Origin of the sequence: Sphingobium yanoikuyae (genome assembly GCF_013001025.1) — a bacterium.
Lineage (GTDB): Bacteria > Pseudomonadota > Alphaproteobacteria > Sphingomonadales > Sphingomonadaceae > Sphingobium > Sphingobium yanoikuyae_A.
Window position 1 is genome coordinate 4376429 of record NZ_CP053021.1, and the last position, 26523, is coordinate 4402951.

25 protein-coding genes and 1 tRNA gene are annotated in these 26523 nt (G+C 65.2%); 13 read left to right on the forward strand and 13 right to left on the reverse strand.

Annotation, left to right across the window (positions count from 1 at the left end; genetic code table 11):
• Positions 1–147 precede the first annotated feature (147 nt).
• From xth to HH800_RS21140, 3 genes are read left to right on the forward strand one after another with little or no spacing between them, the layout of a single operon-like run.
• Positions 148–945, forward strand: coding sequence for an exodeoxyribonuclease III (gene xth / locus HH800_RS21130; RefSeq protein ID WP_169862230.1), 798 nt, complete (start codon positions 148–150; stop codon positions 943–945).
• On the forward strand, positions 945–2006 hold the full coding sequence (gene ribA / locus HH800_RS21135; RefSeq protein ID WP_169862231.1) for a GTP cyclohydrolase II: 1062 nt from the start codon (positions 945–947) through the stop codon (positions 2004–2006). Before xth ends, ribA begins: the two co-directional genes overlap by 1 nt.
• Entirely contained in the window at positions 2003–2503 is a 501-nt protein-coding gene (locus HH800_RS21140; protein WP_169862232.1) for a L,D-transpeptidase family protein, read from the forward strand. The genes ribA and HH800_RS21140 overlap by 4 nt, the downstream gene beginning before the upstream one ends.
• 23 nt (positions 2504–2526) lie before the next feature.
• On the opposite strand, the gene HH800_RS21145 is transcribed toward HH800_RS21140, so the two are convergent.
• Positions 2527–5289 carry a [protein-PII] uridylyltransferase gene (locus HH800_RS21145; protein ID WP_169862233.1) on the reverse strand — a complete coding sequence of 921 codons (2763 nt, stop codon included), beginning with the start codon at positions 5287–5289 and terminating at the stop codon, positions 2527–2529.
• A gap of 9 nt (positions 5290–5298) precedes the next feature.
• Positions 5299–7941 carry a DNA mismatch repair protein MutS gene (gene mutS / locus HH800_RS21150; protein WP_169862234.1) on the reverse strand — a complete coding sequence of 881 codons (2643 nt, stop codon included), beginning with the start codon at positions 7939–7941 and terminating at the stop codon, positions 5299–5301.
• Positions 7942–8078: 137 nt separating this feature from the next.
• Between mutS and HH800_RS21155 the strand changes: the two genes are divergently transcribed.
• From HH800_RS21155 to HH800_RS21170, 4 genes are all read left to right on the forward strand, one after another.
• A complete protein-coding gene (locus HH800_RS21155) occupies positions 8079–10340 on the forward strand; it encodes an NADP-dependent malic enzyme (RefSeq protein WP_169862235.1) in 2262 nt (753 codons plus the stop codon).
• A 101-nt stretch (positions 10341–10441) separates the two neighbouring features.
• Positions 10442–10939 (forward strand): flavin reductase family protein, encoded by a 498-nt coding sequence (locus tag HH800_RS21160; protein ID WP_099231219.1) that lies wholly within the window; start codon positions 10442–10444, stop codon positions 10937–10939.
• 157 nt (positions 10940–11096) lie between these two features.
• Positions 11097–12077 (forward strand): polysaccharide deacetylase family protein, encoded by a 981-nt coding sequence (locus tag HH800_RS21165; RefSeq protein ID WP_169862236.1) that lies wholly within the window; start codon positions 11097–11099, stop codon positions 12075–12077.
• Complete coding sequence (locus HH800_RS21170; protein WP_169862237.1) at positions 12074–13282, forward strand: carboxylate--amine ligase; 1209 nt, start codon at positions 12074–12076, stop codon at positions 13280–13282. Before HH800_RS21165 ends, HH800_RS21170 begins: the two co-directional genes overlap by 4 nt.
• On the opposite strand, the gene HH800_RS21175 is transcribed toward HH800_RS21170, so the two are convergent.
• Positions 13251–13802, reverse strand: a complete 552-nt coding sequence (locus HH800_RS21175; protein WP_169862239.1) for a phosphotyrosine protein phosphatase — start codon at positions 13800–13802, stop codon at positions 13251–13253. The two genes, HH800_RS21170 and HH800_RS21175, sit on opposite strands and share 32 nt — an antisense overlap.
• Before the next feature lie 91 nt (positions 13803–13893).
• Here HH800_RS21175 and HH800_RS21180 point away from each other — a divergent pair, with 91 nt between their 5' ends.
• On the forward strand, positions 13894–14928 hold the full coding sequence (locus HH800_RS21180; protein ID WP_169862240.1) for a LacI family DNA-binding transcriptional regulator: 1035 nt from the start codon (positions 13894–13896) through the stop codon (positions 14926–14928).
• Between the two features lie 4 nt (positions 14929–14932).
• Here the strand turns inward: HH800_RS21180 and uxaC are convergent, their stop codons facing one another.
• Positions 14933–16342, reverse strand: a complete 1410-nt coding sequence (gene uxaC / locus HH800_RS21185) for a glucuronate isomerase (RefSeq protein WP_169862242.1) — start codon at positions 16340–16342, stop codon at positions 14933–14935.
• A gap of 46 nt (positions 16343–16388) precedes the next feature.
• On the opposite strand from uxaC, the gene HH800_RS21190 reads away from it, so the two are divergent.
• Positions 16389–17918, forward strand: a complete 1530-nt coding sequence (locus HH800_RS21190; RefSeq protein ID WP_169862244.1) for a UxaA family hydrolase — start codon at positions 16389–16391, stop codon at positions 17916–17918.
• Between the two features lie 111 nt (positions 17919–18029).
• Here the strand turns inward: HH800_RS21190 and HH800_RS21195 are convergent, their stop codons facing one another.
• Positions 18030–18305 carry an HU family DNA-binding protein gene (locus HH800_RS21195; protein WP_017499409.1) on the reverse strand — a complete coding sequence of 92 codons (276 nt, stop codon included), beginning with the start codon at positions 18303–18305 and terminating at the stop codon, positions 18030–18032.
• A 199-nt stretch (positions 18306–18504) separates the two neighbouring features.
• A tRNA-Ser gene (locus tag HH800_RS21200) sits at positions 18505–18596 on the reverse strand.
• A 231-nt stretch (positions 18597–18827) separates the two neighbouring features.
• Here HH800_RS21200 and HH800_RS21205 point away from each other — a divergent pair.
• A complete protein-coding gene (locus HH800_RS21205) occupies positions 18828–19631 on the forward strand; it encodes a DUF1134 domain-containing protein (protein ID WP_169862246.1) in 804 nt (267 codons plus the stop codon).
• Positions 19632–19634: 3 nt separating this feature from the next.
• On the opposite strand, the gene dinB is transcribed toward HH800_RS21205, so the two are convergent.
• Genes dinB through HH800_RS21220 form a run of 3 tightly spaced genes read right to left on the reverse strand, consistent with a single transcriptional unit; the run spans position 19635 to position 21850 of the window.
• The gene (dinB, locus tag HH800_RS21210) at positions 19635–20732 is read right to left on the reverse strand and encodes a DNA polymerase IV (RefSeq protein WP_169862247.1); all 1098 of its coding nucleotides are present in this window, start codon (positions 20730–20732) and stop codon (positions 19635–19637) included.
• A 48-nt stretch (positions 20733–20780) separates the two neighbouring features.
• Positions 20781–21326, reverse strand: coding sequence for a YceD family protein (locus HH800_RS21215; protein WP_004209271.1), 546 nt, complete (start codon positions 21324–21326; stop codon positions 20781–20783).
• Positions 21323–21850 carry a ubiquinol-cytochrome C chaperone family protein gene (locus tag HH800_RS21220; RefSeq protein ID WP_169862249.1) on the reverse strand — a complete coding sequence of 176 codons (528 nt, stop codon included), beginning with the start codon at positions 21848–21850 and terminating at the stop codon, positions 21323–21325. Before HH800_RS21220 ends, HH800_RS21215 begins: the two co-directional genes overlap by 4 nt.
• Positions 21851–22012: 162 nt before the next feature.
• Here HH800_RS21220 and HH800_RS21225 point away from each other — a divergent pair, with 162 nt between their 5' ends.
• Positions 22013–22525, forward strand: coding sequence for an outer membrane protein assembly factor BamE (locus HH800_RS21225; protein WP_029547427.1), 513 nt, complete (start codon positions 22013–22015; stop codon positions 22523–22525).
• Positions 22526–22726: 201 nt separating this feature from the next.
• On the opposite strand, the gene HH800_RS21230 is transcribed toward HH800_RS21225, so the two are convergent.
• The 3 genes from HH800_RS21230 to groES all read right to left on the reverse strand — a co-directional run bounded on the left by HH800_RS21230 (position 22727) and on the right by groES (position 25014).
• Positions 22727–22948, reverse strand: a complete 222-nt coding sequence (locus HH800_RS21230) for a hypothetical protein (protein WP_139150161.1) — start codon at positions 22946–22948, stop codon at positions 22727–22729.
• 75 nt (positions 22949–23023) lie between these two features.
• Positions 23024–24643, reverse strand: coding sequence for a chaperonin GroEL (groL, locus tag HH800_RS21235; protein WP_048937989.1), 1620 nt, complete (start codon positions 24641–24643; stop codon positions 23024–23026).
• Between the two features lie 56 nt (positions 24644–24699).
• On the reverse strand, positions 24700–25014 hold the full coding sequence (groES, locus tag HH800_RS21240) for a co-chaperone GroES (RefSeq protein WP_048937988.1): 315 nt from the start codon (positions 25012–25014) through the stop codon (positions 24700–24702).
• A 270-nt stretch (positions 25015–25284) separates the two neighbouring features.
• On the opposite strand from groES, the gene HH800_RS21245 reads away from it, so the two are divergent.
• On the forward strand, positions 25285–25521 hold the full coding sequence (locus HH800_RS21245) for a hypothetical protein (protein WP_048937987.1): 237 nt from the start codon (positions 25285–25287) through the stop codon (positions 25519–25521).
• On the forward strand, positions 25518–25787 hold the full coding sequence (locus tag HH800_RS21250) for an usg protein (RefSeq protein WP_069338981.1): 270 nt from the start codon (positions 25518–25520) through the stop codon (positions 25785–25787). The genes HH800_RS21245 and HH800_RS21250 overlap by 4 nt, the downstream gene beginning before the upstream one ends.
• Before the next feature lie 163 nt (positions 25788–25950).
• Here HH800_RS21250 and HH800_RS29150 read toward each other — a convergent pair whose 3' ends face one another.
• A complete protein-coding gene (locus HH800_RS29150; protein ID WP_234792537.1) occupies positions 25951–26361 on the reverse strand; it encodes a replication initiator protein A in 411 nt (136 codons plus the stop codon).
• Positions 26362–26523: the final 162 nt, after the last annotated feature.

Sequence of the window (26523 nt, forward strand, 5' to 3'; positions counted from 1 at the left end):
GGGATTTCCCCCCTGTTACCCGGCACACCGCTCCCGTCGCAAAGCGCTTCAAGGGCGCGATCGAGACCCCCGTTCCACGCCCCCGGAGCGGGGGTCTTACTTTGTCCGGCGCTTGCGCGCGGGCGCGCGGCACCCTAGGTGCTTTTCATGGCCGATACCCTTTCGATTGCATCCTGGAACATCAACAGCGTCCGCGCCCGGATCGACATCGTCGAACGCTTCCTGACCGAGGAAGCGCCCGACATTCTCTGCCTGCAGGAAACCAAGGTGGTGAACGAGATTTTCCCCACCGACATGTTCAAGCGGCTGGGCTATGTCCATCAGGTGCTGAACGGCCAGCGCATGCATCATGGCGTCGCGATCATGAGCAAGGTGCCGATCCATGAGGATGACCGGTTCGACTGGCAGGCCAATGGCGAAGCGCGTCATGTCGGCATCCGCCTCGACAATGGCGTGCGGATCGAGAATGTCTATGTCCCCGCCGGCGGCGATGTCGCCGACCGCATGGTCAATCCCAAATTCGGCCAGAAGCTCGACTTCATCGAGCGGATGATCGAGTGGTCCGGCGCGCTCGACAACAAGCCGACCATCCTGACCGGCGACTTCAACATCGCGCCTTTGGAATGTGACGTCTGGAGCCACAAGCAGCTGCTCGACGTGGTCAGCCATACGCCGGTCGAATGCGCGCTGCTGGGCCGGTTGCAGGCGTCGAACGACTGGGTCGATATCGGCCGCCATTTTCACCCTGCCCCGGCGCGGCTCTACACCTGGTGGAGCTATCGCGCGAAGGATTGGGCGGCGTCGGATCGCGGCCGTCGCCTCGACCATATGTGGATGACCAGGGACGTCGCCGACAAGGCGGTCGCCCACCGTGTCGTCGAACCCGCGCGCAGCTGGGAAAAGCCGTCCGACCATATCCCGATCATCACCGAGTTCGCCTTCTGATGAACGGGCGGGATGCTGCCCGCGCCATCGATGCGCTGCGTCGCGGCTGGGCGATCCGCCTGACCGCGCCTGATGGCGCCATCCGGCTGATTGCGATCGAGGGCGCGGATGCGGTGACGCTGGCCGATTTCGATCCGCAGGGTCAGGCCGATATCCTGATTTCCGCCGCCCGCGCCGAGACGCTGAAGCTCGCCAACCAGCTGGCGGCGGCCGATCCCGATCTGCCGGTGCTGATCGAACGGGCGCCGTGGATCGACGCCGATGTCGCGACCTCGATTTCCGATCCGGTGCTGGACCTCGCCTCGCCGCTCAAGGGGCCGTTCCGTGCGCGCGCGCTGCCGGCGCCGCAGGCGGCCAAGGCGGCGCTGCGCCTGGCCCGTTTGGCTGGTATCCTGCCCGCCTATTTCCTCACCGAAGGCAACGGCCCGGTCGAGGCGGAAGTCAGCGCCGATGATGTCGGCGATTATGACGATGCCATTCACCTCGCCATCGCCACCCGTGCCCGCCTGCCGGTATCGGCGAGCGAGAGCGCGGAGATCATCGCCTTCCGCAGCCCCGACGAGCCGCGCGAGCATGTCGCGCTGGTGGTCGGCAAACGTGACGCATCGCCCCCGGTCATCCGCATCCACAGCGAATGCCTGACCGGCGACGTGTTCGGCAGCCTGAAATGCGATTGCGGCCCGCAATTGCATCAGGCGCTGCACCAGATCGCCGACGCACAATGGGGCGTGCTGCTCTATCTGCGGCAGGAAGGGCGCGGCATCGGCCTCGTCAACAAGCTGCGCGCCTATGCGCTGCAGGATCAGGGCTTCGACACGGTCGACGCCAATGTGCGGCTGGGCTTCGCGATCGATGCGCGCGACTTCTCGGTCGCGGCGCGGATGCTCGACCTGCTCGGCATTGGCGGCGTGCGCTTGCTCACCAACAATCCGCAGAAGGTCGCCGGCTTGCAGGCGGCCGGGATCGAGGTGGTCGAGCGGCTGCCGATCATCCTGCCGGCCAACCCGCATAATGAACGCTATCTCGCCACCAAGCGCGACCGGACCGGCCACCAGCTGTGAGTGTCATCCATGTCGATGTCGCCACCGGGCGACTGCGCTTCGGCGATCTCGACATGGCCTGCACCATCGGCCGCAGCGGGGCCTGCGCGGCGGCCGACAAGCGCGAAGGCGATGGTTGCACCCCCTTGGGCAATTGGCCGATCCGCGCGGTGCTGCTGCGCCCCGGCAAGGTTGCCGCCGCCGGCATCGCCCTGCCCTGGCGCTGGACCCATGCGGGGGATGGATGGTCGGACGATCCGGCCGATCCCGCCTATAACCGTCCCGTGCGCCTGCCCCGCCCCTTCTCGACCGAAAGCCTGCAGCGCAGCGATGACGCTTATGACGTGATCGTCATCCTGGGCCATAATGATGCGCCGCCGGTGCCGGGCATGGGCAGCGCCATCTTCTTCCATCTGTCCGAAGGACGCCCGACCGCCGGCTGCGTCGCGGTCGATCGCGACGACATGCTGCGCCTGTTACCTTTGCTGTCACCCGGCGACGTCATGACCATTGCCTGAGAATTTAGGCGCCTAAGTAGCGATCAGGCGCGCTCCAGTGCCTCGCCCACTTCGCCGCCGGCCGCCTCCAGCAGCCGCCGTTCCAGCGTCTGCAACCGGGCCTTGCTCTCGATCTTCCCGCCCAAGAGGTCGGTGACATAGAAGGTATCGACCGCGCGCTCGCCATAGGTGGCGACATGGGCGCTGTGGACCGTGACCTTCGACTGGAACAGGGCATTGGCCAGGCTGAACAGCAGCGCCGGCCGATCGCGGGCATTCACCTCGATCACGGTGAAGCGGTTCGACGCCTTGTTGTCGATCAACACATTGGGCTCGATGCGGAAGGCTTCGGCGCGGGTGCGGGGCAGCGGGCGCGCTTCCAGCTTGGTGATCATGCGGTGGCGGTTGGAGAGGGAATCCTCGATCGCTGCCTTGATCCGCGCCAGCTGCTCGGGACTGTGGAAGGCACCGCCCAGCGGATCCTGCACCAGGAAATTGTCGATCGCGACGCCATCGCGCGTCGTATGGATGCGCGCGTCGATGATGTTGCCGCCGGCCAGGTGGATGGCGCCGGCAATGCGGTAGAACAGGCCCGGATGGTCGGTCGCATAGACGGTAACCAAAGTCGCGCCGCGCTGGGGATAATATTGTGCGGCGATCGACAGCGAAGAATCGCCCGCTTCCAATATGTGCCGCGCATTATGGACCAGGATATCGTCCGGTTCGGCGATCCAGTAGCTTTCGGGCATGCGGCCGCTGAAGGCGGCGAAGGTCGCCTCATCCATGCCCAGCGCCTCGCGCAGCGCCTCCTGCTTGGCGGCAACCCGCTCGCTGCGGCCCTTCTGCTTGTGGCCCAGGCGCAGCACTTCCTCGGCCGCGTCATAGAGGTCGCCCAGCAACTGCCGCTTCCAGCTGTTCCAGACGCCCGGCCCCACCGCACGGATATCGACCACGGTCAGGCACAGCAGCAGGCGCAGCCGCTCGGGGCTCTGCACCACTTCGACGAAATCGAGGATCGTCTTGTAGTCGGCCAGGTCGCGCTTGAAGGCGGTGGCCGACATCAGCAGGTGATAACGCACCAGCCAGGCGACGGTCTCGGTCTCGGCGGCGGTCAGGCCCAGGCGCGGGCAGAGATGGTCCGCCACTTCCGCGCCCAATATGCTGTGGTCGCCGCCGCGCCCCTTGGCGATGTCATGCAGCAGCACCGCGACATAGAGCACCCGGCGCGACAATATCTTGCCCATCAGCTCGGTCGCCAGCGGATGGTCGGTGGCCAGTTCGCCCTTCTCGATCCGGGCCAGCAGGCCGACGGCGCGGATGGTATGCTCGTCCACCGTATAATGATGGTACATGTCGAACTGCATCTGCGCCACGACGCGGCGGAAATCGGGGATGAACCGGCCGAACACGGTGGACTCGTTCATCCAGCGCAGCACCGTTTCCGGGTCGCGCGGGCTGGTCAGCACATCCATGAAGGCGGCATTGGCCCGTGCGTCCTTGCGCACCTTGGCGGTGATCAGGCCAGCGTCGCGGCTTGCCGCGCGCATCGCGCTCGGATGAATCTGCAGCCCATGCCTGTCGGCCACGGCGAAAATCTCGACCAGGCGGACCGGATCGGCCTGGAAGAAATCATCACTCGGTAGCGCCAGCCGCCCGCGATCCAGCACGAAGCCATCCAGCTTCTTGGGCCGGCGAAAGATCGACGGAATATAGCGGCGTCCGCGCTCGGCCAACTGGTCGTCCAGATGCGCCAGGAACACCGCGGTCAGGTCGCCGACCGCCTTTGCATTGAGGAAATAATAGCGCATGAAGCGCTCGACCCCGGATCGTCCGGCCCGCGCGGTGAAGTGCATGCGCGTCGCGGTTTCCAGCTGTAGGTCGAAGGTCAGCCGGTCCTCGGCCCGCCCCGTGATCATGTGCAGATGGCACCGCACCGCCCACAGGAAATCCTCGGCCTTCTGGAACTGGCGCAGCTCGCTCTGCGTCAACAGGCCGACATCGACCAGGTCGGCGACCGATTTCACCCGGTTCACATATTTGCCGATCCAGAACAGCGTGTGCAGGTCGCGCAGGCCGCCCTTGCCTTCCTTGACATTGGGCTCGACGACATAGCGGCTGTCGCCCATGCGGCGGTGGCGCTCGTCGCGTTCCTCCAGCTTCTCGGTGACGAAGGTGCGGGCGGTGCCCTGCATGATCTCGCTGTCGAAGCGGACGGCCACTTCCTCGTAAAGCGCCCGGTCGCCCCACACATAGCGTGCTTCCAGCAGGGCGGTGCGCACGGTGAGGTCGGCCTTGGCCATCCGCATCGTCTCGTCGATCGAACGGCTGCTATGGCCGACCTTGAGCCCCAGATCCCACAGCGAATAGAGCATGGATTCGATGATCTGCTCGGTCCAGCCGGTCGGCTTCCAGGGGGTGATGAAGCCGATATCGACATCGCTGTGCGGTGCCATCTCGCCCCGGCCATAGCCGCCGACGGCGATCAGCACGATCCGCTCGCCGGTGCTGCGGTTGCCGGCGGGATAAAGATGATGGGTGGTGGCGTCGTAGAGCAGCCGCAAGATCTGGTCGATCAGGAAGGCAAAGGCCGTCACCGCCTCGCGCCCGCGCGTCGGCTTGGCTTCCAGCCGGCGCGCAACATCCTCGCGGCCATGCTCCAGGGCGGCCTTCAGTTCCTTGACGATCAGCCCGCGCAGCTTGATCGGATCGCCCCGGTGCTCCTGCGCCAGGGCGTTGATGCTGTCGGAAATCGCGCGCCGGTCAATGATCGCGCGGCGCGACCCCAGGCTGGGGAACTGCATGACCATGGCTTTCGTCTACTCGTGGTGACTGGCGGCGGCCAGTTGTTTCAACCGATATATGTGATCGAGTGCCTCACGCGGGGACAGTGCGTCGGCATCGATGCCATCCAGCGCGTCGCGCAACGGATCGACCACCTCTTCGGCCTGGGTTGCTACGCTGGCGAACAGCGGCAGGTCGTCCAGCCCCGCGGCGATGCCGCCGGTCTTCGCCTTGCCTGCCTCCAGCCGGCCCAGCACATCCTTGGCGCGCTTGAGCACCAGGGGCGGCAAGCCGGCCAGTCGTGCGACCGCCAGGCCATAGCTGCGATCGGCCGGTCCTTCGGCCAGTTCGTGCAGCAGCACCAGGTCGCCCTTCCATTCGCGTGCCCGCACATGGTGCAGCGACAGCGCATCAAGCGTTTCAGACAGGCGCGTCAGCTCATGATAATGGGTCGCGAACAGGCAGCGGCAGCGATTGACCTCATGCACCGCCTCAACCACTGCCCAGGCGAGCGCGAGGCCGTCATAGGTGGATGTGCCGCGCCCGACCTCGTCCAGGATGACGAAGCTATGCTCGGTCGCCTGCGCCAGGATCGCGGCGGTCTCGACCATCTCGACCATGAAGGTTGACCGGCCGCGCGCCAGATTGTCGGAGGCGCCGACGCGGCTGAACAGGCGGTCGACCAGGGTCAGCGTCGCCGATCCCGCCGGTACGAAGGCGCCGGCCTGGGCCAGGATGACGATCAGCGCATTCTGCCGCAGGAAGGTCGACTTACCGCCCATGTTCGGGCCGGTGACCAGCCATAGCCGGTCGGTCGCGACCAGCCGGCAATCATTGGCGACGAAGGGCTGGCCCTGCGCGCGCAGCGCATCCTCGACCACCGGATGGCGCCCGCCGACAATGTCGAGGCAGGGGCCGACCCCGTCCTCGACCACGAAATGGGGGCGTTGCCAGCCGCCTTCGGCCGCCCGCTCGGCCAGTGCGGCGGCAACGTCCAGTCGGGCGAGCGCGTCGGCGGCGCGGGCGATGTCGGCCTTGCGGTCCAGCACCGCCTCGATCAGCGTTTCGAGATGGGCGGCTTCCGCCACCAGCGCATGGGCGCCGGCCTGCGCCACCCGTCCGGCCTGTTCGTGCAGGTCGATCGAGTTGAAGCGCACGACCCCGGCCAGCGTCTGGCGATGGGTGAAGCCGCTTTCGGGCTGCATCAGCTGGTCGGCGGCGCGGGCCGGCACCTCGACATGATAGCCCAGCACGCCATTATGGCGGATCTTGAGCGCGCTGATCCCGGTCTGCTCGCGATATTGGGCCTCCAGCGCGGCGATCGCGCGGCGGCCGTCGCCAGCCAGGCGGCGCAGTTCGTCGAGCGCCGGGTCGAAGCCGTCGGCGATATAGCCGCCATTATTGGTTTCGGTCGGCGGGCTCGGCACCAATGCGCGCGCCAGCGCATCGACCAGCGCGCCATGGCCGTCGAGCGCCGGCAGCAACTGGGTCAGCAGCAGCGGCTGATCGGCCAGCCGCCCCAGCCGCTCGCGCAGCAAGCGCGCCTCGCCCAAACCGTCGCGCAATTGGCCGAGGTCACGCGGGCTGCCCCGCCCCACGGCGACACGACCGAGCGCGCGACCGATGTCGGGCAGCGCCCGCAGCGCCGCACGCAACTGACTGCGCAGCGTCGCATCATCATGGAACAGCTGGACCAGGCCCAGCCGCGCGTCGATCAGCGGCGCATCCATCAGCGGCGCCGACAGATCCTGTGCCAGCAGCCGGGCGCCCGCCCCGGTGACGGTCCGGTCGACTGCGCCCAGCAGGCTGCCCGCGCGGGTGCCGCCGGTGGTCGCGACGATTTCCAGGCTCTCGCGCGTCGCCGCGTCGATCGCGACATGGGCGCCGCTGGTCTTGCGGAGCGGCGGCGCCAGGAAGGGCAGCGTGCCCTTCCCCGCATGGTCGAGATAGGAAATCAGCCCGCCCATCGCTGCCAGTTCGGCGCGGCTGAACTGGCCGAAACCATCCAGCGTCGCGACCGCGAACAGGCGCTTGAGCGCGTCTTCGGTACGGGTGCTGGAAAAGGCCGCCTTGTCGAACGGATGGCTGTTGGGGACCTCCAGCGTCGAACCTTCGGCAATCACCACTTCGCTCGGCCGCAACCGGGCGAGTTCGGCGGGCAGGTCGCCCGCCCGCACCGTCATCGTCTCGAACCGGCCGGTCGAAATATCGGCGGCGGCCAGGCCCAGCTCACCTTCTCCGCCGGTCTGGGCGAGCGCCACCAGCATATTGTCGCGCCGGCTGTCGAGCAGCGTTTCCTCGGTCAGCGTGCCGGCGGTGACATAGCGGACGATGGCGCGTGCCACGAGCGCCTTGCCGCCCCGTGCCTTGGCCTCGGCCGGCGTCTCGGTCTGCTCGGCGATGGCGACGCGATGGCCGCCCTTGATCAGCCGGGCGAGATAGGATTCGGCGCTATGCACCGGCACGCCGCACATCGGGATCGGCTGCCCGGCATGTTCGCCACGGCTGGTGAGCGCAATGTCGAGCGTCGCCGCCGCCATCTTGGCGTCATCGAAGAAGAGTTCGAAGAAATCGCCCATGCGGTAGAAGAGCAGGCAATCCTGCGCCTCTGCCTTGAGGGTGAAATATTGTGCCATCATGGGGGTAGGCTGGGTGGTGGTGGAGGTCGAATTGGCCATGGGGCAAGCGGATAGCCTGATCGCTCCGCTGAAACCAGAGCTTCGCCAAAGGGCAGGAAAATTGCGCTTCTCGCACTTGCCCACAAGATAATCTTGCCGCTAGGGCGGCGCTATTGTTCCATTATGTGGGTATCGCGATGACCGAAAAGTCAAATGTGGAATTTTCCGAGCGCGAGGCGCTGTTCTTCCACGCGACCGGCCGCCCCGGCAAGATCGAGATCATCGCGTCGAAGCCGATGGCGACGCAGCGCGATCTCTCGCTCGCTTATTCGCCCGGCGTCGCGGTGCCGGTGCGCGCTATCGCTGAAGATCCGGCGACCGCCTATGATTATACCGCCAAGGGCAATCTGGTCGCGGTCATCTCCAACGGCACGGCGATCCTGGGCCTCGGCAATCTCGGCGCGCTGGCGTCGAAGCCGGTGATGGAGGGCAAGGCCGTCCTCTTCAAGCGCTTCGCCGATGTCGATTCCATCGACATCGAGCTGAAGACCGAGGATGTCGATCGCTTCATCGACGCGGTCGAACTGATGGAGCCGAGCTTCGGCGGCATCAACTTGGAAGACATCAAGGCGCCCGAATGCTTCGTTATCGAGACGACGCTCAAGGAACGGATGAACATTCCGGTCTTCCATGACGACCAGCATGGCACCGCGATCATCGCGGCGGCGGGCGTCATCAATGCCGCGCTGCTGACCGGTCGCGACATGAAGGACATGAAGGTGGTGGTGAACGGCGCGGGTGCCGCTTCCATTTCCTGCACCGAGCTGATCAAGGCGCTGGGCGTCCCGAACGAAAACGTCATCATGTGCGACAGCAAGGGCGTCATCTATCAGGGCCGCACCGAGGGCATGAACCAGTGGAAGTCGGCCCATGCGGTCAAGACCGACGCGCGGACCCTCACCGAAGCGGTCAAGGGCGCCGATGTGTTCCTCGGCCTCTCGGTCGCTGGCGCCATGTCGCAGGATATGGTGAAGTCGATGGCGGCCAATCCGATCATCTTCGCCATGGCCAATCCCGACCCGGAAATCCTGCCGCCTGACGCTCATGCCGTGCGTCCCGACGCGATCGTCGCCACCGGCCGGTCGGACTTCCCCAACCAGGTCAATAATGTCCTGGGCTTCCCCTTCATCTTCCGCGGCGCGCTCGACGTGCGGGCGACCGGCATCAACGAGGCGATGAAGCTGGCCGCCGCCAAGGCGATTGCCGACCTGGCGCGCGAACAGGTGCCCGAGGAAGTGGCAAAGGCCTATGGCCGTTCGCACAGCTTCGGCCCCGACTATATCATCCCCGCGCCGTTCGATCCGCGCCTGATGGAGGTGGTGCCGGCCGCCGTCGCCCAGGCGGCGATGGATACTGGCGTCGCACAGAAGCCGATCGCCGACATGGCTGCCTATCGCGATTCCCTGAAGGCGCGGCTCAATCCGACCACCTCGGTTCTCACCAGCGCCTATGAACTCGCCAAGGCCAATCCCAAGCGGGTCGTCTTTGCCGAGGCGGAAGAGGAAGTGGTGCTGCGCGCCGCGATCCAGTTCCGCGAACTGGGCTATGGCATCCCCGTGCTGGTCGGCCGCGACCATGTGCGCGACAAGCTCAAGGAACTGGGCGTCCGGGATCCCGACAGCTTCGAACTGCACAACAGCGTCAATTCGCCGCTGGTGCCCGAGATGGTCGATCTTCTCTATACCCGGTTGCAGCGGCGCGGCTATCTGCGTCGCGACTGCGAGCGGATGGTCAATCGCGACCGCAACATCTTCGGATCGCTGCTGGTGAAGATGGGCGTGGCCGATGCGATGATTTCCGGCGTCACCCGGCCCTATGGCCAGACCCTGCGCGAGGTGAAGCGGGTGATGGATCCGGCTGCGGGCCGTACCCCCTTCGGCATCCATGTCATGGTGACCAAGGACAAGACCGTCTTCCTGGCCGACACCACCGTCCATGAACGGCCTTCCGCGTCCGAACTGGCCGACATTGCCGAGGGCACGGTCGCGGTCGCGCGGCGCATGGGCCATGACCCGCGCGTGGCCTTCCTCTCCTATTCCAATTTCGGCAATCCCCCCGGCGCCTTCCTCGACAATGTGCGCGATGCGGTGAAGCTGCTCGACCAGCGCGACGTCGATTTCGAATATGAAGGCGAAATGACACCGGATGCGGCGCTCAATCCGACCGTGATGAAGAATTATCCGTTCAGCCGCCTGTCCGGCCCGGCCAATGTGCTGGTCATGCCGGGGCTGCAGTCGGCCAACATCTCGGCCAAGCTGCTGCGCGAACTGGGCGGGACGTCGATGATCGGGCCGGTGCTGGTCGGCATGGAAAAGTCGGTGCAGATCGCGACCATGTCGTCCAACGCGTCCGAGTTGCTGACGCTGGCCGTGCTGGCCGCGGGCGGCATCGCACTCTGATGATCGTGGCGGGGCACCAGCCCCGCCCCTATCCGCTACGACCGGTTGGTTTCTGACCGGTTTCGCTTGCCTTGCGCCATCGTCTGCTGGAAGACCATGGCATGAACAGTGCAACCATGATCGACAGTGCCACCTTCCGCCGCGTCCTGGGCCATTATCCGACCGGTGTATGCGTCGTCACCGCGTCCGCCGAGGATGGCACCCCGGTCGGCATGGTGGTCGGCTCCTTCACTTCGGTGTCGCTCGATCCGCCGCTGGTCGCCTTCTTCCCCGCCAAAAGCTCGGGCAGCTGGCCGCGCATCCAGCAGATCGGCCGCTTCTGCGTCAATGTCCTCGCCAGCGATCAGCAGCCGCTCTGCCGCCAGCTGGCGGCACCGGGCCCTGACAAGTTCGCCGGCGTGTCGCACCGCGTATCCGACAATGGATCGCCCATCATCGACAATGTCGTCGCCTGGATCGATTGCAGCCTGCATGCCGTGCATGAGGCCGGCGATCATTATATCGTGCTGGGTGAAGTGGTCGCACTGGAAGTGGAACGGCCCGACCGGCCATTGCTGTTCTTCCAGGGCAATTATGGCGAATTTTCGCTCCTCGCATGAGGAACGGGCGGCGCGACGCCGTCTGATCGGGCAAGAGGGCAAGAAAAAAGGGGTAAAGCTCGTTAAAAGGCCGTAATGATCCATACATGGGTCAGAAACATCACGGCTCCTTAACGTCTGCCGTCTATCATCGTCCCCATTCCGGATCGGACTGATCATGACTGCGCTGCTCATCACCATCGACACCGAATTGTCCGCCGCGCTGCACCAGCGCGGCGTCGGTCTTGAGCAGAATCTGCGCCAGTCGATCTGGGGTGATACGGCGGCCGGTGCTTTCGGCATCGGCTGGCAGATGGACCTGATGGACCGTCATGGCCTCAAGGGCGTCTTCTTCCTCGATCCCCTGCCCGCATTGATCCACGGCCCCGCATTTCTCCAGCCCATCATCGCCGCCATCGTCGGGCGTGGGCATGAAGTGCAGCTCCATCTGCATAGCGAATGGCTGGCCTGGGCCACGCATTCGCCGGTCGAAGGACGACAGGGGCGCAATATCGGCGATTTCAGCCTGGCCGACCAGATCGCCCTCCTCGGCCTTGGCCGCGACCTGCTGGAACAGGCAGGTGCCCCGCGGATCAGCGCGTTCCGAGCCGGCAATTTCGGCGCCAATGACGATACGCTGCGGGCGCTGGCGGCGATCGGCATCGGCTGGGACAGCAGCGTCAATCCGGCCTATCTCGGTCATGGATGCGGCATCAGCATGGACGCCGGCCAGATCGGCGCGGTTCGCGCCCAGGGGCTGGTCGAACTGCCCGTATCGGGGATCGTCGATCGCCCCGGCCATTTCCGCCCGGCGCAGATCTGCGCCATGTCGGCCGCCGAAATGCGCGCCGGCATGCGTCACGCCGCGCAGGAAGGTCATGATGCCTTCGTCATCGTCACCCATAGTTTCGAAATGCTCTCGCGCGATCGGATGCGCCCGAACCGCACGGTGATGCGCCGGTTCGAGCAATTATGCCGGACTGCCGCCGCGACGCCGGACATACGCCCTGCCGGCTTTCACGATCTTTCCTCGACCTTGGCCGATGCCCCCGCGCGCATGCTGACCCGCGTGCCGCCCAACCGGTTGCGCACCGGCCTGCGCATCGCGCAACAGGCCTGGGCGACCTGGCGCTACGAACATCGGCTGGTGCCTGCGTGAGCCGCCTGCCCTGCGCGATCGTCATCGGCCTGGAAAATGCGATCAGCCTGACCATCGTCCGGGAACTCGGCCGCCATGGCGTGCGGGTCCATGGCGTCGGGCCGGCAACCGGCATCGCGGCGGCATCGCGCTACTGCACGGACAGCACCGATCGGCCGTCAGGCCCGGCGGCTGATTGGCTGCCCGACCTGATCGCCCGGACCGGTGCCCGCGCCGTCTTCGCCATTTCGGAGACCGATCTGCTCGATCTGGCGCTGCTGCCGCCGATGATCGGCGATTGCCATATATTGGTTCCGCGCGCCGAAGCGCTCAACCAGGTGATCGACAAGCGTCGCACCCTGGCGGTCGCATCGGCGCAGGGCCTGTTGATACCGCGAACCTGGCAACCGATGGCCGGCGACGATTTCCAGGCCCATGCCGCATCCATGCCCTATCCGCTGGTCGCCAAATGGGCCAATCCGCCGGCGGTGATGCCATTGCTTGAGCGGGCGGGGCTGGAATGGATCAAGGCGGAATATGTGCGGACGCCGGATGCGTTGCAGGCGCTGCTTGCCCGCTATCGTCCGGTCGGTATCTGGCCGATGATCCAGCAATATTGCGGCGGTGTTGGCCTGGGACAGATGCTGTTCATGGCCGATGGTGATGCGACCCTGCATTTCCAGCATCGCCGCCTGCACGAATGGCCGCCCGAAGGGGGCGTATCGACCCTGTGCCGTGCCGAACCGCGCGACCGCCATGGGCAACAGATGGCATTGTCCGAACAATTGCTGCGGGCGCTCGGCTGGCAGGGGCCGGCGATGGTCGAATATCGCTATGATGCAGGCAGCGGTCATTATTGGCTGATGGAGGTGAACGGCCGTTTCTGGGGCAGTTTGCCGCTGGCTGGCCATTGCCATGCCCATTTCGCCTGGGAAGCCTATCGCCGGGCGGTGCTGGGTGAAACGGATGCGGCGCCCCTGCCCCACGATACCCTGCGCGCCCGCTACATGGTGCCGGAAACCAAGCGTCTGCTGCGATTGCTGATGGGGGGAAAGATCGCCGATCCCTTCTTCCGGGCCCGCCCATGGCGCGACCTTTGCACCTATCTGCTCGGCTTCCTCGACCCGTGCATGCGCTATTATGTCTTCAGCTTCAGCGATCCCCGGCCGCTGCTGCGCGATCTGGGGCAGATCGTCAGGAAGGCGTTGCGCCGGGATAAGTCCTGATCAGCGCCGTCACCGCCTGCTCGATCCGCTGCAGGCAATGCGCCATGTAGCGATCGTTCAGGCCATAGGGATCGTGAAGATGCGGCATCATCGGCTGTGTCCAGGTGCCGAGCAACTGGCGCGGCAGGTGCGACAGGCGGGCATCGGCATCCAGTCGATGCAGTTGCCGCACTTCCATCGCCAGCAGCAGGTCGCCAGGCTGCGGCTGATAGTCCGTCCTGTCGAGCGCCTTGTGGGCAGACAGGTCATGGCCCAGGGCCTGCGCCGCCGCGATTGCCGGATCATGGGCCGGTCGTCCGGTGGTGGTCGACAGGCCGAAGGAGGCCGTGCGGGCGCCGGCCTTGTGGGCCACCACATCGGCAAAGGCGCTGCGACAGATATTGCCCTGGCAGACGAAGACCAGCCGACGCACCTCGGCCGGGTCTGGACGCAGCGTGGCCGATTGCCCCAGCGCGAGCTGCGGATAGGACAGGGCCAGGCGCACCAGACCGCGAAATGTGCCGAACCGCGCGTTGATCATGCGACGGTGCCGATGGGGAGCAGGGAATCCATTGAAAGGGCCTTAGCCCAAACAGGTTGCGATTTCCCTCCCCCTGTGGCTAGCCGCAAAGATGCGATCAACAAAGGACAGTCCGCAGGGAAGCGATTCCACCATTGCCGATGTCGCCGCTGCGGTGGGCGTCTCGATCCGCACGGTATCACGGGTTCTCAACCAGTCGCCCAAGGTCAATGCGGAAACCCGCGAGCGCGTCCAGAAGGCGATTGCGGCGCTCAACTTCCGTCCCTCCATGCGCGCCCGCGCCTTCGCCATGGGCCGCTCCTTCCTGATCGGCATGGTCCATAATGATCGCAACGCGCTGGTGCTCGACGCCGTGCAGCGCGGTATCGTGGGCGAAGCGGGCCGGCGCGGTTATGAACTGGTGGTCCATCCCACGCCCATGGATGCCGCCGCATCGGTCGAGGATGTGCTGCAATTCGTCCGTCGCTCGCGCACCGACGGTCTGGTGGTGCTGCCGCCGGTATCGGGCATTGCCGGACTGCCCGAAGCCCTGGCGCGCGAGCATATTCCCGCCGTTGCCCTGTCAGCCCTGCCGATCACCGGCTATGCCGATGTGATCCTGTCGCCCGAGCGCGAGGCGGCTGCACAGGTGGCGCGCTATCTCCTCGATCTTGGCCATCGCCGCATCGCGATGGTCGGCGGCCCGGCCAATGCCATTTCCGCGCAGGAGCGCCGGGCTGGCTTTGTCGAGGCGCTGGCCGCCGCCGGTGTCACTTTGCTGGACGAGGCGGAGGGCGATTATGGCTTCCAGTCGGGCCTTGCCGCCGCCGAGCGCTTCCTGTCGCTGCCGACCGCGCCCACGGCGATCTTCGCGGCCAATGACGTCATGGCTGCCGGCGTCCTCAAATGCGCCGGAATCAAGGGCATTGCCGTTCCGCAGTCGCTGTCGGTCGTCGGCTTCGACGGCAGCCTGTTGTCGCATGTCGTGTCGCCGGCGCTCACCACCATCTGGCGCCCCTTTGGCGACATGGCGCGGATCGCGACCCAGCAGTTGATCGACCGGATCGAGGGGCAGGCCGTGACCGCCGAACTGCCCCCGCCGCTGCGCCTGGTGGAGGCGGAATCGAGCGGTCCCGCCCCCGCCTGACCGATCAAAGCCGATAGGCGCGGCGCACCAGCCCGACGGTCAGTTCCTGCGCCAGCTCGCCCGCTTCCCAGTCGGCCAGCCGATGTTCGGCGACCAGCCGCGCCAGGAAGGCGCAGTCGATGCGACGGGCGACATCATGCCGCGCCGGGATCGACAGGAAGGCGCGGGTGTCGTCGTTGAACCCGACCGTATTGTAGAAGCCGGCGGTCTCCGTCGTCATCTCGCGGAAGCGGCGCATCCCTTCCGGGCTGTCATGGAACCACCAGGCCGGGCCCAGCCGCAGGCAGGGATAATGGCCGGCCAGCGGCGCCAGTTCGCGGGCATAGGTGGTCTCGTCCAGGGTGAAGAGAATGATGGTCAGATTGGCGTCGTTGCCGACCACGTCCAGCATCGGCTTGAGGGCACCGACATAGTCGGTGCGCATCGGGATGTCGGCGCCCTTGTCGCGACCATGGCTGTGGAACAGCGCCGCATTATGGTTGCGGCAGGAACCGGGATGGATCTGCATCACCATGCCGTCCGCCTGGCTCATCTTGGCCATTTCGGTCAGCATCTGGGCGCGGAACAGCTCGGCATCGTCGGCATCGGCCGAGCCGCCGACGATCTTCGCGAACAGCGCCTCGCATTCCACGGTCGACAGGTTGGCGGTGCGCGGCGTCGCAAAGCCATGATCGGTCGCGGTTGCACCCATGGCGCGGAAATCGGCGCGGCGCTTGGCATGGGCGGCCAGATAGCCTTGCCAGCTTTCGACATCCTCGCCGGTCATGTCGCCGAAGCGGACCAGCGCGCCCCGAAATTCCTCATGCTCGGGGTCGATCACCGAATCCGGGCGATAGGTGGTGACCACCCGCCCCTGCCAACCGGATTCCCGGATCGCCTGATGATGGCGCAGATCGTCGTCCGCGCCTTCGGTCGTCGCCAGCAATTCGATATTGAACCGCTCGAACAGCGCGCGCGGACGGAAGGCGTCGGTGGTGAGTGCCGCGTTGATCGCATCATAGACCTGGTCGGCGCTCTGTGCGTCCAGCGCCACGTCCAGCCCGAACACTTCGGCAAAGACATGGTCCAGCCACATGCTCGACGGGGTGCCCCGGAACAGATGATAATGGCTGGCGAACAGGCGCCATGCCGCGCGCGGATCGGTATCGGGCAGGCCGCCACGATGCGGCACGCCCAGATCGTCCAGCGCGATGCCCTGCGAATAGAGCATTCGGAACAGATAATGGTCGGGCGCCAGCAGCAGTTCGGTCGCGTTGGACCAGGGGGCATTGGTGGCGAACCAGGCCGGGTCGGTATGGCCATGCGGGCTGATGATCGGCAGGTTGGCGACTTCGGCATAGAGCGCGCGGGCGATCGAACGGGTCGTGGGATCGGCGGGAAACAGGCGGTCGGGCGACAGGGTAAGCGGATGCATGGCGATCTCCTTGTCCGCCGGTTACCGCCTTGTGCCAACGCTGGCAATGGCCTATTCCAAACCCATGTCGATCCTTGCCGAAACCGCCCCGCTGCTGGCCCTTCAGGTCGCGCCCGAAGATGATGTCGCCGTCGCCCTGCACCCGCTGGAGGCAGGGCAGACCGTGCGGGTCGGCATGGTCGATGTGCCGTTGCGCGATCCGGTCCCGGCCGGGCACAAGTTCGCGCTGCACGATATCGCGGCCGGCGCGCCGGTCCGCCGCTATCGCGCGCCGATTGGCCTGGCGACGCGGGCGATCCTGGCGGGCGAGCATGTCCACAGCCATAATCTCCACACCGCGCTTTCGGGCGAACGGGCCTATCGCTTCATCGGTGCGCAGCCGCAGCCGCTATCCCCGACGGACCGGCCCGTTCCGCATTTCCGCGGTTATGTCCGCGCCGACGGCAGTGTCGGCACGCGCAACGAGATCTGGATTCTTCCCACCGTCGGTTGTGTCGGCCGGCTGGGTGAGCGGCTGGCGATGAAGGGGGCGGCGCTGGCGGAGGGACGTATCGATGGCGTCCATGCCTTCAATCACCCCTTTGGCTGCTCGCAACTCGGCGCCGATCTGGATGGCACGGCCGCGATTCTCGCCTCTCTGGCGCTCAATCCCAATGCTGGTGGGGTGTTGCTGCTCGGGCTGGGCTGCGAATCCAACCAGCTCGATGCGCTGCTGTCGCGCATTCCGCCCGATCGGCGCGCCCGGCTGCGCACCGTCCGCGCGCAGAGCGAAAGCGACGAGTTCGAGGCCGGCATGACGGCGCTTGCTGAACTGATCGATCTCGCCAGCGCGGATCAGCGGCAGGATGTGCCGCTTTCGGCGTTACGCCTAGGGGTCAAATGCGGTGGCTCCGATGCAATGAGCGGGCTCACCGCCAATCCGCTGATCGGTCGGATGGCCGATGCCGTGGCGCAGGCGCAAGGCAGCGCGATCCTGACCGAAATTCCGGAGATTTTCGGCGCGGAAACGCTGTTGATGCAGCGTGCCGAGAATGAGGCCGTGTTCGATCGGCTGACGCAGGTGGTCAACCGCTTCAAGCGCTATTTCCTCGACCATGGCGAGCCGGTGTCGGAAAATCCCAGTCCCGGCAATATTGCCGGCGGCATCACCACGCTGGAGGAAAAATCGCTCGGCGCGGTGCAGAAGGGCGGGATCGCCACCGTCACCGACGTCATCGACTATGGCGACCGGATCAGCCGCACCGGCCTCACCATATTGGAAGGCCCCGGCAATGATGCCGTGTCGACCACGGCGCTGGCAGCGGCTGGCGCAACCCTGACCTTGTTCTCGACCGGTCGCGGCACGCCGCTCGGCAGTCCGGTGCCGACGGTCAAGATCGCGTCGAACAGCGCGCTGGCCGATCGCAAGCCGGGCTGGATCGATTTCGACGCCGGACGCGTCCTGCAGGAAGGGATGGATGCCGCGGCCGATGCGCTGCTGGCGCATATCATCGCGATTGCCAGCGGTGCGCCGGCCCGGAACGAGCTGAATGACGAACGCGCCATCGGCATCTGGAAGCGCGGCGTAACCCTTTAGTTTTTCGCCCAAGGATCAATGGGCGTTGGAGCGATCCGTCCGTGTGGGACCGGAGGATGCCGGGAGAATAAGCCCGGTGCCGCGCCATCAGGCGGGCACCGGGCCAGTTCCTCAGCCGTTCAGCTTGTCCTTGACCGCCTTGGCGGGGGTGAAGGTCAGCTTCTTGGCGGCAGCGATCTGGATGGTCGCACCGGTCGAAGGGTTGCGGCCTTCGCGGGCGGGCGTGTCCTTGACCTTGAACTTGCCGAAGCCGTTGAGCGAAACTTCTTCGCCCTTCGCGGCAGCATCGGCGATCGCGGCGAACACGCCATCGACCAGCTTGCGAGCATCGGCCTTGGTGATGTTGTTGGCCGAAGCCAGGCTGTCGGCGAGGTCGCTGTTGTTCATGGAATAGACTTTCCTTTGTTGTTGGCGCGCATTGCATAGCTGGCACGAAAGCCAAGGTCCATCGGTCCTGAGCGTCCGATTGCGCTTAAAAGTGCGGTTAATGCGGCGTTTCAGACGCTTTGTGCATGCGTGCATGCCAACCGGCCGGTCAAAGGCCGATGTTGCGGCCTGAGCGGCCGGATCATTATCAAGGGAAAGGTGGCGGAGACGGAGGGATTCGAACCCTCGGTAGCCCCTTAAGGCTACGACGGTTTAGCAAACCGCTGGTTTCAGCCACTCACCCACGTCTCCGCACGAATTTGCCTACCGGAAACCGGGAGGCAGTGGCTAGGCGACGGGCTATAGCGACGGCTTCGATCCATGGCAACGGTCCAAATGTGCGATTTTTCATGCGGATTTGCACAATCGGATTCAATCTGGCTTAGAATCGACTCCGGTGGGCGTTCGTTCATTGTCGTTTCAGCTTGGCGACGGATAATCTGACGGATGTTTTCAAGAGCGGGCTTCGGGGAGTATCGGGTAATGATCGGCAGCATGGGGCGCACGGGCGCCCGCTTCGCACGGGTGGGTGCCCTGATGGCGGCACTCGGCGGGCTCCTGCTGGCGCCGGTCGCCAGCGCGCAGATCCGCACGGTCGATCCCAACACGGCGATCGATTCCGATCTTGCGCCGCCGCCGGTCCAGAACAGCACGCCGACCGATCCGGGCGTCGACTCCAGCCTGCCGCCGCCAGCCAGCTCGACCGATTCCGGCACCTATAATGCCGCCCCCGCTGTCGGCGGTGCCACCGCCACCGGCGCGCCGGTCACCTCCAATTCGCCGCCGGCCGCGATGGCACCGGGCGAATCCTATCAGGAAGATGATCTGATCGGCGCGGCCGAAGGCGTGTTCGGCAAGGGTGCCGAGGGCCTGGCCGGCATCATCGAGAAGATCCTCAAGGATCAGGGCCAGCCCAATGCCTATATTTCCGGGCGCGAGGCGTCGGGCGCCTTCGTGGTCGGCCTGCGCTATGGTTCGGGCACGCTCAACCACAAGATCGAGGGCAAGCGCGAAGTCTATTGGACCGGCCCGTCGATCGGCTTCGACGTCGGTGGCAATGCCGCCAACACCTTCGTCCTGGTCTATAATCTCTATGACAGCCAGGATCTCTACCATCGCTTCCCGGCGGCCGAAGGCACCGCCTATCTGGTCGGTGGCTTCACCGCCAGCTATCTGCGCTGGGGCAGCGTGGTGCTGATCCCGATCCGCCTGGGCGTCGGTTATCGCCTCGGCGTCAATGCGGGCTATATGAAGTTCAGCGAAAAGCGGACCTGGCTGCCCTTCTGACGGTCATAGCAGGGAGAGCTGGGCGCCCGCGTCGCCGCTCTCCCCCGCTTCTCCCTCGCCTTCCAGATTATGGATGCCCAGGCCCAGCAGCCGGGCCCCCATGCGCAGCGGCAATTGCGCCTTCAGCAGCGTACAGCCAGCGTCCACCAATTGTTCGACCGATCGAACCGGCGCGGCAAAGCTGCGCGACCGGGTGATGATGCGGAAATCGGCGAACTTCACCTTCAGCACCACGGTCCGGCCATAGGCCTGCGCCTTCTCGATCCGGGCCCACAGGCTTTCCGCTATCCGCTCGATCTCGCGCAGCAAGGCGTCCTCGGCGACAAGATCCTCGAAGAAGGTGTCCTCGACGCTGACCGACTTGCGCTCCTGCCGTTCATGCACTGGCCGATCGTCCTCACCCCGCGCGGCGCGATAATAAAAGAGCGCGCTGCTGCCGAAATGGGTCTGGAGGAAGGGCAGGTCGCGATCGCGCAGGTCGGCGCCGGTCTCGATCCCCAGCTTGTGCATCCGTTCGGCGGTGACCGGGCCGATACCGTGAATCCGCCGCACCGGCATGCGCGCCATGAAGTCGGCGCCTTCCGCCGGCCGCACCACGCACAGCCCGTCGGGCTTGTTCTGGTCCGACGCCAGCTTGGCGATCAGCTTGTTGTAGGACACGCCCGCCGATGCGGTGAGGCCCGTTTCTTCCTGGATCAGTCGCCGGATTTCCCGCGCCACCTGCGTCGCCGATGCGATCCCCGGCTTGTTCTGCGTCACGTCCAGATAGGCCTCGTCGAGCGAGAGCGGCTGGATCATGTCGGTGAAGCGCGCAAAGATCGCGCGGATCTGGGCAGATACGCTGCGATAGACCTCGAAGCGCGGTTTCACGAACAGCAGGTCTGGGCATAGCCGCCGCGCTCTTGCACCCGGCATCGCCGATCGCACGCCGAATTTTCGCGCTTCATAGCTGCAGGTGGCGACCACGCCGCGCGGACCGCCACCACCGACGGCAATTGCCTTGCCGCGCAGGCTGGGATCGTCGCGCTGTTCGACCGACGCATAAAAGGCGTCCATGTCGATATGGATGATCTTGCGCAGCGCGGGCGGCGGGGCGTCCATGGCCGGCCTTATGCCACCATGGGAACGAAAGGGAAACAGTCGGGCGTGTCAGCCCTTCTTCTTGCCCTTTTCATCCTTGGCCATGGCCAGCAGCGCGGCAAAGGGGCTGGCCTGATCCTCGGTCAGCACCCCGGCCTCGCGCAGATAGCTGTCGGCCTCCGGCGCGCGCGGATAGGGTTCCATCGCCAGCGCGACCGTCTCGGCCACCGCTTCGCCCATGTCGATGACATTGCCGTCATAGCCGATCGTGTCGCAATCCTCTGCGTCCAGCTCCAACTCCTCGCCCTCGGGCAGGTCGCCGCTCTCGGGCACGAAGCGCAGCAGGAAATCGGTGTCGATCGTCTCGGGCACCGGCAGGCCGGTGGCGACGCAGGGCTGGGCCAGGGCGGCGCGGACCCGACCGCGCGCCAGGATCGTGCTGCCCTCCGCGCTCAGCCGATAATCCGCCTCCAGCCGGTCGAGCGCCAACAGCGCAAAACGGCGCATCAGCGCGGCGCGCTCGCCCTCATCGGCGCTGATGGTCACCAGGCTGTCACCCAGCTTGCCCAGCTGGTCGGCGCGCACCGGGCGCGAAAATTCGATCATGTCGCTCATCCAAGGTCTCCAGCCAGCAAGGCGTCGCGGGTCAGGCAGGCCAGCCTTGTCCAGCGCGCGCGCAGCGCGCCCTCGACATGGGCCAGGGCGTCCGTCGACGGGGCGTCACCGCGATACAGGTTTCGGCGCAGCGCATCCTCCAGATCGCCCTCCCCCGTCAAGGCCGCACGATAGGCCGCCAGTCGCCCGCCCAGCGCGCTCATCATCCGGCCGATATGCTTGCCCACGACGACATCGCCAATCCCTTCCTGGCGCAGCTGGCCGTCCATGTCGTCGACGAACAGCTCGGTCAGCCACACGCTCTCCTGCGCCGCGCCCAGCGCCTCCAGCCGCATCAGCGCCTGCGCCAATATCGCGACGATCATGTCGAACCGGCCGTCCAGCGTATCGGGCACACCGCCCTGCAGATACCAGTGCGGCTGCCGTCCATCGGCCACCACCGCATGATAAAGCGGCATCAGGCCCGCCTTGGGATCATCGCGGCCCAGCAGGCGCTGGAGGAAGGAAGGACGGGATTGGGACATGGGTTGCCGTCTTTTCGTGATGGAATGTGGGCCAGCGGGCTTCGCGGGCGCGTGCGCCCCTTGCCGGGGCCTGCGCATTTCCATATTGATCGCTGGGCCGCCCGATGCAATGGCGGCTTTCTGTTTCTTGGGTTCGCGGGCCCGTCCCCGCAGGAGAAGACCATGCGCAAGTTTAGCCGCCAGTCCCGCCGCGGGCGTTTCCTGCTGGCTCTGGGCCTCGGCGCGATCGTGATCAGCGCATCGGGCTGTACCCGCATCCGCACGCATCAGGGCTATCAGGTCGACAAGCTGCTGGTGGACTCCGTCCAGCCCGGCATCGACAACCGTGCCTCGGTCGAAGGCACGCTGGGCCGTCCCAGCTTCGTCGCCCAGTTCGGCGAACAGGACTGGTATTATGTGTCGCGCGACATGCGCTCGCTTGCCTTCTCCAACCCCAAGCCGGTGTCGCAGACCGTCCTGCATGTCCGGTTCGATCCGGCCGGTAACGTGGTCGCGGTTGATCGCATGGGCCTGGAGCAGGTCGCGCACATTTCACCCATGGGTGACAAGACCCCGACGCTGGGTCGCCATCGCAGCCTGTTCGACGAGATTTTCGGCAATATCGGTGCCGTGGGTGCCATGGGTGCCGGCTCGGCCGGTGGCGCCGGTCCGGGCGGCGGCCCGAACGGCAGCTGAGGCTGGCCGCACTGCGAAGACATTGGCGCCGTCCTGTCCATCATGGACCGGGCGGCGTTTTTGTTCGGGCGGGATGAGTTGGCCAGCGGATCGACAGCGGTTCGACCTGCGACAGACACAAAAAAACCGCCGTTTCCGGCGGTTTTTGCTTCCTTCCTCACCGAAGGAAAATGGTGCCAGAAGAGCTTGATCGCTGGGCAGCTAAGCGGTTGATTTCGCAATAAAATCATAGACTTGCGAATTCGCCAAGGGCAGCATTAGCATGCTTTCAATTCGTGGAAAAGGCTGGATGAGAATGGACGCCATGATTTGGTCGCGCTTCTCACCCACGCTCTTGATGATTGCCTCACCTTCGAGGCGGAATCGGGTCGCTTCCTCGAAGCGCAAACCGGCAATCCGACTTGCTTTGAAGTTGCGCGGCAACTGCGCTTTCGACTCCTCAAGTATAGGCGTATATCGGAGAAAACGGGAGGCCCGGCGCGCCGGGGCTCCCGCCAATCAATAGTCCATCGCCGGCATCGGCGGGGCCTTCTCCTCCTTCGGCACCTCGGCGACTAGCGCCTCGGTAGTAATGAGGAGCGATGCAACGGATGCTGCGTCCTGAAGGGCGGTGCGAACGACCTTGGCCGGATCGATCACGCCTGCGTGGACGAGATCCTGATACTCAGCGGTGGCCGCATTGAAGCCCCAGTTATAGTCGGAACTCTCGAGCAGCTTGCCGACGATATAGGCGCCGTCCTCGCCGGAATTCTCGGCGATCTGCCGCGCCGGTGCACGCAGCGCCCGGCGGATGATGTCGATGCCGGACTGTTGGTCGTCATTGACGGCCTTCAGACCATCGAGCGCCTTGATCGCACGGAGCAGCGCGATGCCGCCGCCCGGCAGGATGCCTTCTTCGACCGCGGCCCGCGTCGCATGGAGCGCGTCGTCGACACGGTCCTTCTTCTCCTTGACCTCGACCTCGGTGGCGCCGCCGACGCGGATCACCGCGACACCGCCGGCGAGCTTGGCCACGCGCTCCTGCAGCTTCTCGCGGTCATAGTCGGACGTAGAGGTCTCGATCTGCTGGCGCAGCTGCGCGACGCGGCCATCGATATCGTCCTTCTGGCCTACACCGTCGATGATGGTCGTGTTGTCCTTGTCGATCGTCACCTTCTTGGCGCGGCCCAGCATGTTGATCGTGATGTTCTCAAGCTTGATGCCGAGGTCCTCGGAGACAACGCTGCCGCCCGTCAGGATGGCGATATCCTCGAGCATCGCCTTGCGGCGATCGCCGAAGCCGGGCGCTTTGACCGCCGCTATCTTGAGGCCGCCGCGCAGCTTGTTGACGACGAGCGTCGCGAGCGCCTCGCCCTCGACGTCCTCGGCGATGATCAGCAGCGGCCGACCGGACTGGACGACCTTCTCGAGCAGGGGCACGAGCGCCTGAAGGTTAGAGAGCTTCTTCTCGTGGATCAGGATGTAGGGATCGTCGAGCTCGACCTTGAGCTTCTCGGCATTGGTGATGAAGTAGGGCGACAGATAGCCGCGGTCGAACTGCATGCCCTCGACCGTCTCGAGTTCTGTTTCGAGGCTCTTCGCTTCCTCGACCGTGATCACGCCCTCATTGCCGACCTTCTCCATCGCCTCGGCGAGGATGCGACCAACTTCCTCGTCGCCGTTGGCCGAGATTGTCGCGACCTGCGCAATCTCACTGTTGGCGCCGACCTTCTTGGCGTGATTCTCCAGATCTTTGACGACCGCGCCCACCGCGAGATCGATGCCGCGCTTGACGTCCATCGGGTTCATGCCGGCGGCGACAGCCTTCGAGCCCTCGCGCACGATCGCCTGGGCGAGCACGGTGGCGGTGGTGGTGCCGTCGCCCGCCTTGTCGTTCTGCTTGTTGGCGACCTCGCGCAGCATCTGCGCGCCCATATTCTCGAACTTGTCGGCAAGCTCGATTTCCTTGGCGACGGTGACGCCGTCCTTGGTGATGCGGGGCGCTCCGAACGACTTCTCGATCACGACATTGCGGCCCTTGGGACCGAGCGTCACTTTCACGGCGTTGGCCAGCGTATCCACACCCCGCAGCATGCGGTCACGCGCGTCCGACGCAAACTTCACTTCCTTGGCAGTCATCTGCCTGCTCCTTTCTCAAATTCCTTCCTGAATGTTCGAGGGATAAGGGCGGTCGATCAGGCCGCCTGCTTGAGAGGCACGCCGTTATCGATCACGCCAAGGATGTCGCTCTCCTTCATAATGAGGAGATCCTCGCCGTCGATCTTGACCTCGGTGCCCGACCATTTGCCGAACAGGATGCGGTCGCCGGCCTTGACGGACAACTCGACCAACTGGCCGCTGTCGTCGCGGGCGCCGGCTCCGACGGCGACGACTTCGCCTTCCTGCGGCTTTTCCTTGGCGGTGTCAGGGATGATTATGCCGCCCGAGGTCTTCTCCTCGGCTTCGATGCGACGGACGACCACACGGTCGTGCAAGGGGCGGAAATGCATGGCAAAACCTCCAGATGCGTTAATGATGTGATAGCCCTCCCGTTCATCAGAACGACAGGTTCGCGCGAACTAGGAAAAGAGATTTTCGGGTTCAAGAGGCCGAGTGAAAATTTTTGGCACTCGCCCGCGCAGAGTGCGAATCCAGCCCTTTTAAGCAATTTGGCGGACATCATTCCCTCTTGACGCGACTCGGATCAGCACCAAAATCTTGAGTCGCGTGTGACACCGCACGCATGAGAAAGGAGCGACACAAGGAAAGGAGTGACGTATATGTCGCAGCCATTTTCCCGCTATTTGCATCCCTTCGAGGTTGCGCATCACCCGAGCCTGGAGCCGGAAGTCAAACGCGCCATCCTCGCCTCCTGGGCGTCCGACCGTTCAGCAGTGAAGGACCAGCCGGCGATGCGAAAGCCGCCCGGCGCCAGGCGCGCAGTGCCGATCGACGAGGTCTTCGCCGCGATGCGGTCGCTCGATGAACCGCGGACTGACAGCCGACCGTTGCAATGAGCGATCGCGGCTTCATCGCGCAGCTGGAGGGCTACGGTCTCACCACAGCCGAAATCCATTACTACCGGCCCGATGCGCCCTCGCTCCTCCAGCTGTTTATATGGCAGGAATATGATCTTGCGCCCGACTTCCCCACGCTGTTCGATTTCCTCGACCATTGGCGCCGCGAGATCGGGGCCGCACTCCATTCCGTCCGGATCGCCCATGACCGGCTGATCGGACCCACCGAATGGCGTGCGGTCGATAGCATCATCCCGCTCCCATGACAGGCGGTCTTGGCGAGCGCTGGCGCCGGCGAGGCGGACGGACGGTCCGCCTCGCCCTCGTCTTCGATGACATCATGGAATTCGCGCTCGCGCTGCTGTCAGTGCCGCCCGATGAGCTTGAGACGCTGGGCTGGACCTTCGCCGACCGTAAGCGGCTCCTCGATCATTTCTGCGCTCCGGCAAGGCAGCGCAGCGCGTGCCCCGGAATGCGTTGGGGCAGAGCCTGATCACGCTGCGGTTGCCGCGACGGGACCTCGCACCGCTTCAGCGTTTTGCCCGCCGCGAACTGCCCAAGGCTGCTTCCAACGCCGCCATGCTCGGTACCCTGGAGCCGCTCCAGCGCGTCGGCCAGGCGGGAGTAGGAACGGGCGCTGTGATTGGCGCCGGTGACGCTGAAGAGGTTGTGCGCGGTGAAGGTGAAGTCCTGCGAAATGCTCATACCTGCCTCCATCTTCGCGGCCATGAGGCTGGCGATATAGAGGACGATTTCCTTGTCATAGATGGTGGCGACGCCACGCGCGCTGGGCCGCACCTCGATCGACACGGTGGGGGTGGAATAGGCCAGCGGCTTCATCCAGGCATTTTGGCAAGCGCGAAAAAGGGAAAGGCCATCAGCGATCGTTCGCCACGGATTTCGCCCAGCAGCGGACTGTCAAGCTGGAACAATTCATTCTGCGCCGATGCCATTATGGTCGCTCCATCCCGAAAACCATGTCTTTCCTATTTCTACTCGAAA